The sequence below is a fragment of the Pseudoalteromonas tunicata genome (assembly GCF_002310815.1).
Taxonomy (GTDB): Bacteria; Pseudomonadota; Gammaproteobacteria; order Enterobacterales; family Alteromonadaceae; genus Pseudoalteromonas; species Pseudoalteromonas tunicata.
The window spans coordinates 1,469,707-1,481,915 of sequence record NZ_CP011032.1 but is presented as its reverse complement, the minus strand read 5'-3'; the positions used below and the strand labels follow the sequence as shown (position 1 = coordinate 1,481,915).

Sequence of the window (12,209 nt, the reverse complement as noted above, 5' to 3'; positions counted from 1 at the left end):
AATTCAATGAGTTAGTAATTTTCTTATCCAAAACTGAGGTGATTACTCTTTTTTTGCGAGTACTGTGTCTATCGTTGAATTTTTTGATTTAAATCCTAAAATAACGGCTCATTAATAGATTAAAAAATAACAGAGGTTGAAATATAAATCGGCCAGAATGGCGTTTGACTAATATACAAAAAAACTCACATAATGCTCTAAGCTCTGTTTTATCTGGATACTTATGTTTTATTTAAATAATGACTTCACGGTTAAAAAAATTACGATCCCTTCATCAAATCACATACTATTTATCATTGACGACTTCTTAAAGAACCCAGAAGTTCTTGTTAACTTCGCCAAAAACACAGCTTATTTTAACCCTCCAGGTGCAGATGGCACATTTTATCCCGGAAAAAGAGATAAAATGCCTGCACCTTATAAACGTGCTCTTAGTGAATTACTGCATACACTCACTACACAAGGTTATAGTGATAAATTTTTAGATGTAGATGTTTATAGAAGTGAAATTTCAATAACCACCTTAAAAGAAAATGAGCTCTCTATTTATCAAAAGCTACCCCATGTAGATTGTTACGAGAATAACGAATTTGCGACTGTTCATTATTTATGCAGCGAACAACATGGTGGGACTTCTTTTTATAAATACAAATCTACCGGTGAAACAGAAATTAATGGTGACAACGCTGTCATCGATATGATTAAATCATTAAAAGAGTTTGAAAATGAGCACTCTGGTTACTTACAAGGAAGCACACGCTTATTCGAACAAGTTTTTACCGTGAAGCCTAAGTTTAATCGCATCATTATTTATTCTGGAAATATACTACACTGTGCTGATTTAAAAGGTGAAATTAACCAAACCTCTGATTTAAGTTTGGGTAGATTAACCGTTGCTTCTTTCTTTTGTATCAAAAAATAAAAAGACAAGGTTTACCATGACAGATTTGAGAAATGTAATTGTAGTCGGTGGTGGCACCTCTGGATGGTTAAGTGCAACTTATCTAGCAAGTAGCTTTAAAAAAACAGGCCGTAATATCAAAGTTACTTTAATTGAATCAGCCAACATTCCAACGATTGGTGTCGGAGAAGGTACATTTCCGACTATAGTGAATACCTTGTATGAAATAGGTTTATCTGAAAAAGATTTCCTTGCCTCTTGTGATGCGAGCTTTAAACAAGGTGCACTGTTTAAAAATTGGCTCCATGACCCTCAAGAGCGCACTCATGGCTATTATCATCCTTTTGAACCACCTGAAATGCCAAAAGGCATAGACCTCAGTGCCTATTGGGTAAAAAGAAAAAAGGCAGGAACAATGTCACATGATTTTAGTCATGCTACCTGTGTTCAGGCCCAATTATGTGATCATAATTTAGCGCCCAAAACTACAGAAACACCCGAATTTTCATGGCTTGCTAAATATGCATATCATCTGGATGCCGCCAAACTCGGAAAAGTTCTACAAAAGCATGGTACCGAAAAGCTCAATATTGAGCATATCTTTGCTGATATTGAAGACGTGAATATAGATAACGATGGTTATATCGCGTCGATAACAAGTAATGAAGGTAAAACATTTTTAGCTGATTTTTTTGTTGATTGTACGGGTTTTAGATCTTTACTGTTAGGCAAAGCACTAACAGTACCATTCGTTAGTCAGTCGCAATATTTAAGTGTCGATTCAGCGGTAACGCTGCAAGTATCGTATGAAAAAGATGACTCACCAATAGCAACCCATACTATTTCAACGGCTCAAGAAGCCGGTTGGATTTGGGATATATCGCTTCAATCAAGACGAGGGACTGGTTATGTCTATTCATCAAAACATACTACTCCTGAACGGGCAGAAGCCGTTCTTAAGGCTTATCATAATATTGATGCAGACACTGATATTTCGCTAAGGCATATTCATTTTGATGTGGGTTACCGTGAAAAGTCATGGTACAAAAACTGCTGTGCGATTGGTTTTTCCAGTGGATTTGTTGAACCTCTTGAAGCGACGGCTATTGCGATGGTTGAGGCTGGAGTTCGCTCTCTTGCTGCACGCTTCCCACAACACAGAGCTGCGATGGACATAAGACAACAGCAATACAATGAAATTTTTGTATCGCGCTGGAAAAATATCATTGATTTCATCAAGCTTCATTATTGTCTCTCTAAACGAAAAGATACGGCTTTTTGGCAAGAACATACCAGTAGTAAGACACTACCTGCTAGTTTAAAAGCTCGGCTTGAGGCATGGAAATATTATGGTATTACCGATGGTGACTTACCATATAAATATGACTTATTTACCTTGGCCAGCTGGCAATATATTCTCTATGGGCTTGAGTTTTTACCTGATTACGTGGAATCAGCGCCATTACCCGATACATTAATCGATAAAGCATTTGAATCTATTCAAATCAAAGGCTCTAACGCGAAAAAGCAATTAAAAAATAATCGCGATTTAATTCAAAATTATCTATAAAAAAAGCCCTTAGGGGCTTTTTTTTATAGCTTACTGAAGTCAAATCTAGCAAGTTTATCTATTAATTCGCGATGTGAAGGAAGGCTCGCTATTAATTTTTGACTATGATCTTCTACTTGTTGAGCCAATATTTGATCTTGCTCGAATGACTTAGCGTCTATATATGATGGCTTAGTTAAATAATGCATTCCATACAAAACATATAAATAATTTTCTACATCAAACACTTCAAACTTTGAAAAGAAGTCGGTCGATAAAGGCGGATTATTTTGCCAAATCGCTAACTTTTGTTTTAGTTCATCAGATAAGCGATCGACGTTTTTCCAATCCAACCAAAAAGCAGAATCCTGTCTATCTGATAAATAATAATGCAATTGTATAAAATCAATAACGCGATCCCATGCATATTTTACATTACGGTTGAACCGGCTCTGACAAGCTGGTAGCTCTGATTTTGAGCGAGGAAAACGCTCTGCTAAATGTCGAGCACAAAAATCGGTTACTAAAATGGCAGTTGCTTCTAATGGTTCAACAAAACCTTGGGACAAACCAATTGCAACGCAGTTGCCTTGCCAAAACTGTTCTCGATAGCCAATTTTCATTGGAATTACTCGAGAAACTATGCCCTCTAAAGACTGACCGAGATAACGCTCAAACTTTTGTTTTGCCTCTTCATCTGAAAGATAGTTTGACGAATAAACAAAACCGGTTCCACGCCTATTTTTTAGCGCTATATCCCATATCCAACCTGCTTCATGTGCAGTAGCAATTGTATATGGAGGGATTTCAGCATCATCCTCAGTAGGTATTTGCGCCGTAATAGCTTTATCTATGGGGAGCTTATGGCTCATATCCACAAATGGTATATTTAATTTTTTACCCAACAAGTAACAATTAAATCCCGAGCAATCTACATAAAAATCAAAAACTTGCTCACCATGAGTGTCCGTTACTATCAACTCAATGTCAGTATTATTAACAGTCGCATCAATCACAGTACTCACTTGATGTGCAACAGAAAACTTATTTACTGCATGGTTTTGTAATAATTCGGCAAATTTTTTCGCATTAAGATGATATGCATAAGTCGTTTCGCCGACATATTCAGGTGTTGAAATCTTTTTTGGGGCTTTTTTAGCCTCGCATACATTTGCTTGAAATGAGACCGTTTGGGCAAATGACTTGTGTTGTGTGCGTAGCCAAAAAGGAGTTAAATCTCGATTATTTGGAAAAGGAAAATCAAATAAGTGATGATAAAAATTACCTTCACCGTGTGCCGTTTTGTCTAACCAATTTACAAACTTGATAGATTGCTTAAATGTCGCATCACATTCTTTGATAAATTGACTTTCGCTGATCCCAAAGTATTTGAGTGTTTCTCTCATCATAGGCACAGTCCCCTCACCAACACCTATGGTTGGTATATCAGGAGACTCAATTACGGTAATTGATATACCTTGCCCGATCAGAGCTTTACCTAAGTGATTTGCTGTTAACCACCCCGCAGTGCCCCCACCTAAAATAGCGACTTTTTTTATATCCATATTAAATCCAATGAAGATATTAATTGACTACGAAGTAACCCTATCATTACTATTTCAAAAAATACAATAGCTTATACTGATAGCGGCTATATAAAATGCTGTTGATTTTAATACATATAAAAAACCCGAGCTTAAGCTCGGGTTTTTTTGTCCAATTCGTTATTAGAAACGGAATTGAACACCTAGTGAGTAACGCGCTTCACCTTGGTAAGCGTATGCAGGATAACCTTTGCTAAAGCGTTTAGCATCTGAACCGCCCCACTTTTGATGATTACCAATCTGAACGCTATCTTCTTCAAGAAGATTTGTAATATCAGCAATTACAGTGAAGTTATCACTAATCTTATATGTAGCACTTAAATCAAGTGTACCAAAGTCTTGATGTTCACGAGCACCATAGAAACCTGTTTCACGGATCATATACTCTGAACGCCATGAATAAGCAGCTCGAGCTGAGAAATCATCATTCTCATAGAATAACACGGTATTAACTGTGTGCTCTGATGAATCAGAGAAGATTGGGTTGTGATCAACAAAGTTTTCAGCATTTGCATTTGCATCAGCGTAGGTGTAGTTAACAATTGCACCAAAACCATTATCAAATGAATGTTGTAATTGAAGTTCTAAACCTAAAACATCACCACCATCACCATCTTTATATGATTGTAATAACCAGCTATCTTCACCTGTACCTGGATCAACAATACCAATTGCTTGGTCTGCTACCTGAGAGAAAGTAGTAAATGTAGCTACATCTTTCCAGAATATCGCAGCAGATACTAAGCTCGACGGAGAGAAATAATATTCAACACCTAAGTCAGCTTGATTTGCTTTAAACGGGCTAAGTGTTGGAGTACCTTTAACAACTGTTTGGTTTTGTGGATCATTATCTGCGTAACCGCTAAGTGCAGAGTTTGCAAACATGTCGTTGTAGTTAGGACGAGAAATTACTGTTGATGCTGAAGCACGGATAATAATATCTTCAGAATAGTTATACGCAATATTTACACTAGGTAAAAACTCAGAATAATCATGATCTTCTGTTACCGTATTCATGCTGTAACCATTGTTAATAGGGTTAACAGTATCAACTAACGTCGGATCTAGTGCATATGCTGTTGAACTTGCATCTGTACTTACGTAACGAAGACCGAAGTTACCACGGAAGTTATCACCTTGGAAATTCGCCATTACATAAAGTGCAATCGACTCTTCATTAAGTGAGGCATAACCTGAACGAGCTCTTACCCAGCCATCGATAAACTCTTTAGAGTAAGCAACCATTGCTCCGCCATCAGCTTTAGGGATTGATGTATTATCCATACCCGCAGCAATTGTGCCATTCACAAAACGAGAAGAATCCACTAGCGCAGCTTGTGCGTCGCCATCAAATCCTTTTAGGATTGGACGATTTTGGTCACGAACAACATCATGATCAGACCAACGAGCACCCGTTTTAATTGACGTAATTAAACCAAAATCAGTATCAAATTCTAGATCAATTTGTGCATATGTTTCTTCGTCTGTACGTGGCTCGTTAACGATTGAGTTTGGTTGTAAACCTTCCCAACCAACATATTCGCCCGCAGATGGAAGTGGGAAAGACTTATCAACTAGGTCTAAATCAATGACATTACCAGTTGCATCGATAGTACCTACAGCACCACCCACACCTGAGATGTATGCAACATTCGTTTCAAAATTAGTACCACCAGTGGCTTCAGACGTACCGATTTGACCTTCAACTTTAAAACCATCACCTTGGAATTTAAAATCAAATGCAAAAAGTTCAGTTTCCATAGTCGCATTACGAGGACGCACATCGTAATAACCATTACCACCTAAACCATTCTCAGTAACCCAAGCTTGATCTGTAGTACATTTAATTTCAACACCATCAGCATTTTTTTCACATGCATCAGATAAATTTTGCGGTACCCAAACTTGATTGTTAACACCATCAGCACCTAATTCAAGGTTCATATAATGTAGGCCAAAATCTAGATTTTCAGTTGGAGCATATTGCAAAACAAAATCAACAGCTGTTCGTTCTCGTTCTTGAACAAATGCTGTAGGTGCGATACGACCACCCCAGTTAGGAAGCGCTTCAACACCGCGGCGTTCTAAAGAATAATCAGAACGAGCAATCGAGCCTAAAATACCAAAGTTTTCAGTATCATTTTTCCAACTAACTAATGCAGATAAAGCAGGATCAGTCTCATCACCAATTGAAGATTTTGTAGCTTTAGCTGAACCAAACACAGTTAAAGCATCTAAATCTAAAGGCTTGCGCGTTTTAACAACAACAGTACCACCCACACCACCTTCAAGAAGGTCAGCTTGTGAAGATTTATAAACATCCATGCCTGCAATTAACTCAGGTGGCAACATAGAATAGTTAAATGTACGATCGATTGCTTGTTGTGAATACCAACCAGCTGAGGCTACGTTTTGACCATTTAAAGTCGTTAACGTTAGTGAGTTAGAAGCACCACGAATTGATACTGAAGAGCCTTCACCGAATTGACGAGATACTGTAACACCTGGAACGCGGCCTAATGCTTCAGCAACATTGTTATCTGGAAACTTACCAATGTCTTCTGCTGACACTGCATCAACAACAGCATTTGCAAAACGTTTTGTATTCATTGAAGCTTCAAGTGAACGACGAATACCACGTACTTCGATTACTTCAACGTCTTCTTTAACTTTAACTTCATCTGCAGCATAAACAGTACCAGTCAAGCCAGCGGTCATAATTAGACCGATGTTAACTGCTAGTAAGCTTTTTTTAAAATTTTTAGCTAACACAGGATTCCCCTTGAATCAATTTTGTTGGTTTTTTAAATCACTTCTGCCCAGTGATGATGACAACGCTGTCATCTAGTAACAAACCATACACGCAAAATTACAACTTCGCTACATTTTTTTTGTGTACTTTGTACAATTTTTCCACTTAATTTAAACGAAAAAATACTTTGAATTAACAAAATAAGCACAAAAAAGCCCGCAAAGAGCATTTCGCTCCTTTGCTAAACTTTATCTTACCTATCGATGCATCATGATGTAAAGCCGAAAGCGATGAGAAACATAGTCACTAAAATGTAATAAAATATGAACAAGCTTAAATAAAAATAAAATATTGATTTAAAACAACAGGATAGAACTTTACACTTTGAATAAGTTAAACTGGAGTGACCAGCTCGACCTGATATTGATTTTTAAGTCAAATAAGCCTTAAAAGCTTATTCGACTTAAAAAAGAAATAAATAGCGCAGTAATTAGATTCAAAGGGGGAAAATCAATACACTATCACAGCAACAAATAATTCGGGCAGGAGTTATTTGCAAAGTAATAGTTAGAATACATAAATGACAGCGCTGTCATTTATGTATTCTAACTATTACTTTGCTGAAAATCTAGTATTAAACAGATTAATCCTAAAGATAAATTCAACTATTTGTATTTTAAAATGCTGGCACTGTTCTTTTGATTATCCAACTCACTCAGTATGCTATTGCTGGCTAAGGCGAGTTAAATTTTGAGTTTGGCTTGTATTAATAGAATTAACTGAAATTTAAGTGATTTTCTAAGATACAGCTATAGACCTTAAAAACTGATTGTTGGGTACAATAAAAAAGTGAGTTTGCATTATAAACTCACAAATTATAATTTTTAAATTTTGGATAAAGGCACCTTAAGATGCCCATTATTGATGCTAACCCCCGACTCATTCGAGGGTTATTTTTAACATTTAGTACAAACAACTAAAGTGATACCTTTATTGTGATATCAAGTTAAAAAGCTGTTTGATTTAAAATGCTTTTTACACCCTAAGGTGCCCAATATACCTCAACTAATACGTTATCTTGATGTAATACCGCACTAACTGGTGTTGCGTCGATATCAGCTTTTTCTTTTGCCTTCATGTACACATCTAATTTTTCTTGACCACTAATCAACAGTTTAATCACTTTTGAATTTAAAATACCATTTAAACTCAAAGTCATACGCTCGGTAATATCACCTGTTACTTCACTTTGCATTGCATTTATGGCACACACTAATTCCTTGGTAGTTAAACCATGCGCTAAACCATCAGCATGTGGAAAAAGTGACGCAGTATGGCCATCTGGCCCCATACCTAAAATAGTTACATCAAATGGCTGCTTTAACTTTTGATATTCAGCTTCGCACTGCGCTGTTCCCTGCACAGCTGACAAAGCACTATTTTTCATCGTAATGAAATTCGCTTCTTTGGCATAACCTTGTAATAAAGTCTCTTTAATAAATACTTCATTACTTTTCTCATGAGTCGCATCAACCCATCGTTCATCAACCATAGCCACATCAATATCATGCCAAGGCAATGCTAAACCAGATAAATGTTTGTATGCCGGTGCTGGTGATGAACCACCAGATACTAATAATGTTGCGCGACCATCAGCTTCAATACCTGCCACCAACGATTTTTCTAATGAGGCCGATAATTCTGCATTAAGCGCTTCTTTGGAATCAAAAAACTTCTCAACAATCGCCATCTTAAACATTATCTCCTGCGTTGTACCAAGTATGATTTCGCTCAGCTAATAACTCATCAGCATCAATTGGGCCCCAAGAACCAGCTCGATAAAGCGCTGGAACACCTGATTTTTGCCATTGTTCAACAATAGGATCAATCCACTTCCACGCTTGACGAACTTCGTCACGATGAATAAATAACGCAGGATTATTGGCTGCTGCATCAAGCATTAAACGCTTATAAGCATCACCTTGATAGTTATTATTATAATCTTCCGCTAATTCGATGTTTAACGTTACAGGTTCAAGTTGCATTTCTAGACTATCAAGACGTTTTGACATCAAAGTTAGTTGAATACTTTCTTCTGGTTGAATTTGGATCACCAGACGATTAGGTTGAATTGGACCGACATTTTGCTCATAAACATTATGTGAAACCGATTTATATTCAACCACAATCTCAGCGCAACGCTTTTTCAAACGCTTGCCCGTTCTTAAATAAAATGGCACACCTGCCCAACGCCAGTTATCAATGTGAGCGCGAATAGCAACAAAGGTTTCTGTGGTGGAGTTATCACCTAATTCTTCTAAATAACCAGGTACCACTTTACCATTCATTGTTCCAGGTACATATTGCCCACGCACAATGTTCTCTTTAACTTCTTTACCTACTATAGGGCGTAGCGCTTCAAGTACTTTTAATTTTTCAGCTCGAATACTATTCGCATTCAATTTATGCGGCGATTCCATCGCAACTAAACATAAAAGTTGTAATAAGTGGTTTTGCACCATGTCTCGCAGTGCACCTGCTTTGTCATAAAAACCAGCACGAGTTTCTAAACCAACGGTTTCTGAAATACTAATTTGAATATTATCAATCGTTTTAGCATCCCATAAATTCTCAAACAATACGTTCGAAAAACGCAATGCCATTAAATTTTGTACTGTCTCTTTACCTAAATAATGGTCAATACGGAAAATTTGCTCTTCTTTAAAATACAGAGCCACTTGAGAGTTAATTTCTTCAGCAGAAGCACCGCAGTAACCGATTGGCTTTTCCACCACGACACGCGAAGTTTCAGTAATAAGCTCCATCTGCGACAACAACTCACAACAACGACCGTAAACAGCTGGCGGTAAAGATAAATAAAACACCCGCGAACGATCTGAGGCTTCGGCTTCAAGACGTTCTTTTAATAAAGTCCAGTTTTCATCAATCTCTGTAACATTAATCGCTATCGGATGAATAAACTCTGCAAATACAGCCCAATCTTTTTTGTTATATTCGCCAGTGCTTAAATGGGCTTGCAAGGCGTTGTCTACTTTTTCAATAAATTCGGCTCGATCAGCTAATTCTCTTACTGTTGGCATAATACGACTACCAGCAGGCAAATTACCTTCTTGATAAGCGCGATACCATGCCGGTAGGAGTTTACGTAGTGATAAATCACCACCACCACCAAAAATAATAATATCAAATGGGTTTAGCATAATTAATTCTCTTTTATTAGGAGCGAGAGCTCTAAGTCTGGGCACTTCTTACTGTCGTGCTGAGGATAATAGTATCGTTTAATTGGCAATTGCTTTAATGAATTGCAGATTATTTAAAAGCTTTTTTAATGAATTCGTATGCAAGTTTAATTTTACAGATGATAAATATGCCCGAAGCACACTAAGGAGGCAATTAAAACATCTTGCTTTAATTCAGTTTTTTGCAAGATAAGGGGTTAAGAGCCTGCAACCCTCTCACAAATTGCAAGGCTCTAGGACACCCACGCTTACCCGTTCAAAGGTTCTTTTACCAGTTAAGGCAGATAATGAGCCTTGGGACACTGCAACTCCTCTCACAAAATTACAGGTCCAAAGTACTCAGCGCTACCCGTTCAAAGGTATATGGTTGAGTAAAATGGCTCTCGAAGATCACAGAGTTGAACCCCGATAATCTTCGAGCCGCCAGCGCTACTCATCATTAATCACAACTGTGATTAACTAAATTCTAGATTGTACGTTTTTGTTTAAAATAATTAACTAGGCCGTTAGTCGAGCTATCATGACCTAAAACAATATTATTAGTCGCAAGCTCGGCTTCAATATTACTCGCAAGCCCCTTGCCAAGCTCAACGCCCCATTGATCAAATGAACAAATTTCAAGCAAGATACCTTGGCAAAATATTTTATGTTCATAAAATGCGATTAAACGACCAAGGCCTCTGGCATCAATTTTATCTAAGATAATAGACGTTGTTGGTCGATTACCTTGATGAACTTTATGTGCTACTAACTGTTCTATTTCTGTATCGCTAAGCCCTTTTTTACCGAGCGCTGCACGCACTTCATTTGCATCTACACCATTCATTAATGCTTGGGTCTGAGCAAAGAAATTCGACATTAATACTTGATGATGATGACCAACCGCAACGCTTGGCTCAATTGAGCCAATAAAATCAGCAGGTACAATTGTGGTACCTTGATGCAGATACTGGTAAAAAGCATGCTGCCCGTTTATACCTGTCATCCCCCAAATTAATGGCACGGTCGTATAATCAACCGAGTCACCTGCAAACGTAACTGATTTTCCATTACTTTCCATTTCTGCTTGTTGTAAATACGCAGGCAACATATGCATAGTTTGATCATAAGGTAAAATTGCTTGCGCTTTTGCGCCTAAAAACGAGGTATTCCATACACTCAAAAGCGCCATAATCACAGGGATATTTTGGCTTAGCTCGGTATTAAAAAAGTGCTCATCCGCATCAGCAGCCCCAGCTAACAATTCAGTAAACGTATCAAAACCCAAATACAGTGCAATCGGTAAACCGATGGCAGACCAAAGCGAAAAACGTCCTCCTACCCAATCCCACATAGCAAAAACATTGGCACTATCAATGCCAAACTCAGCGGTTTTAGTGAGGTTTGAGCTAACAGCTACAAAATGTTTTGCTACTGCGCCTTCAACATCTGTCGCAGCATTTAGCCACGCTAATGCGGTGCGTGCATTGGTCATTGTTTCTGATGTAGTAAAGGTTTTTGAAGAAACCACAAACAATGTTGTTGCCGGATTTAACCTTGCTAATACTTGATGAATTTGAACACCATCAGCATTAGAGACATAATGCACGTTTAATCTGTCATCTGCATAAGGCTTGAGCGCTTCCGTGGCCATTTGTGGGCCAAGGTTTGAACCACCAACTCCGATACTCACCACATCAGTGATCGCTTGATTATCATAACCTAACCATGCACCTGAACGTACTTGTTCAACAAATACGCTCATTTTTTTTAATTCAGTATGTACCGCTTGATTAATATTCTCGCCATCAAGCATAAAAGGGTTGTCTGCGCGCTGGCGCAATGCCGTGTGTAATACTGAACGATTTTCGGTAAAATTAATTCTTTCGCCACGAAACATTTTTTCGCGCCATTCGATTAAATTAACGTCTTTGGCTAATGCTAATAATTGCTCGTGAATTTCAGGTGTAATTAAATTTTTAGAGTAATCAAAAAGTAATCCATCGATTGCAATTGAGTAGCGCTCAAAACGTTCAGCATCATCTGAAAAAAGCTGTTTTAGATGAACACCTTGAATGTTTTTTGCTAACAATTGCAATGATTGCCAACTAGGCAATGCAGTACGGTTACTCATATTAATTCCTCAAAAAGTTAGCTCTACCCC

At 37.7% G+C, this 12,209-nt stretch carries 7 protein-coding genes; 2 read left to right on the top strand and 5 right to left on the bottom strand.

What is annotated here, in order from left to right; translation table 11 throughout:
• Window positions 1–223 precede the first annotated feature (223 nt).
• Window positions 224–922, top strand: coding sequence for a DUF6445 family protein (locus PTUN_RS06965; RefSeq protein ID WP_009839505.1), 699 nt, complete (start codon window positions 224–226; stop codon window positions 920–922).
• Window positions 923–938: 16 nt separating this feature from the next.
• Window positions 939–2,471: a tryptophan halogenase family protein gene (locus PTUN_RS06960; protein WP_009839504.1), complete on the top strand. Its 1,533-nt coding sequence runs from the start codon at window positions 939–941 to the stop codon at window positions 2,469–2,471.
• A gap of 23 nt (window positions 2,472–2,494) precedes the next feature.
• Here PTUN_RS06960 and PTUN_RS06955 read toward each other — a convergent pair whose 3' ends face one another.
• The 5 genes from PTUN_RS06955 to pgi form a co-directional block, all read right to left on the bottom strand.
• A complete protein-coding gene (locus PTUN_RS06955) occupies window positions 2,495–4,015 on the bottom strand; it encodes a tryptophan halogenase family protein (protein ID WP_009839503.1) in 1,521 nt (506 codons plus the stop codon).
• A 162-nt stretch (window positions 4,016–4,177) separates the two neighbouring features.
• Window positions 4,178–6,826: a TonB-dependent receptor gene (locus tag PTUN_RS06950; protein WP_009839502.1), complete on the bottom strand. Its 2,649-nt coding sequence runs from the start codon at window positions 6,824–6,826 to the stop codon at window positions 4,178–4,180.
• A gap of 1,022 nt (window positions 6,827–7,848) precedes the next feature.
• Window positions 7,849–8,565, bottom strand: coding sequence for a 6-phosphogluconolactonase (pgl, locus tag PTUN_RS06945; RefSeq protein WP_009839500.1), 717 nt, complete (start codon window positions 8,563–8,565; stop codon window positions 7,849–7,851).
• Window positions 8,558–10,027: a glucose-6-phosphate dehydrogenase gene (gene zwf, locus PTUN_RS06940; protein ID WP_009839499.1), complete on the bottom strand. Its 1,470-nt coding sequence runs from the start codon at window positions 10,025–10,027 to the stop codon at window positions 8,558–8,560. Before zwf ends, pgl begins: the two co-directional genes overlap by 8 nt.
• Before the next feature lie 505 nt (window positions 10,028–10,532).
• Window positions 10,533–12,179, bottom strand: a complete 1,647-nt coding sequence (pgi, locus tag PTUN_RS06935; RefSeq protein WP_009839498.1) for a glucose-6-phosphate isomerase — start codon at window positions 12,177–12,179, stop codon at window positions 10,533–10,535.
• Window positions 12,180–12,209: the final 30 nt, after the last annotated feature.

Bases quoted from the DNA above. Each gene is read 5' to 3' on its own strand.
- PTUN_RS06955 (WP_009839503.1), bottom strand. From the start codon at position 4,015: ATGGATATAAAAAAAGTCGCTATTTTAGGTGGGGGCACTGCGGGGTGG.
- pgl (WP_009839500.1), bottom strand. From the start codon at position 8,565: ATGTTTAAGATGGCGATTGTTGAGAAGTTTTTTGATTCCAAAGAAGCG.
- PTUN_RS06965 (WP_009839505.1), top strand. From the start codon at position 224: ATGTTTTATTTAAATAATGACTTCACGGTTAAAAAAATTACGATCCCT.
- pgi (WP_009839498.1), bottom strand. From the start codon at position 12,179: ATGAGTAACCGTACTGCATTGCCTAGTTGGCAATCATTGCAATTGTTA.
- PTUN_RS06960 (WP_009839504.1), top strand. From the start codon at position 939: ATGACAGATTTGAGAAATGTAATTGTAGTCGGTGGTGGCACCTCTGGA.
- zwf (WP_009839499.1), bottom strand. From the start codon at position 10,027: ATGCTAAACCCATTTGATATTATTATTTTTGGTGGTGGTGGTGATTTA.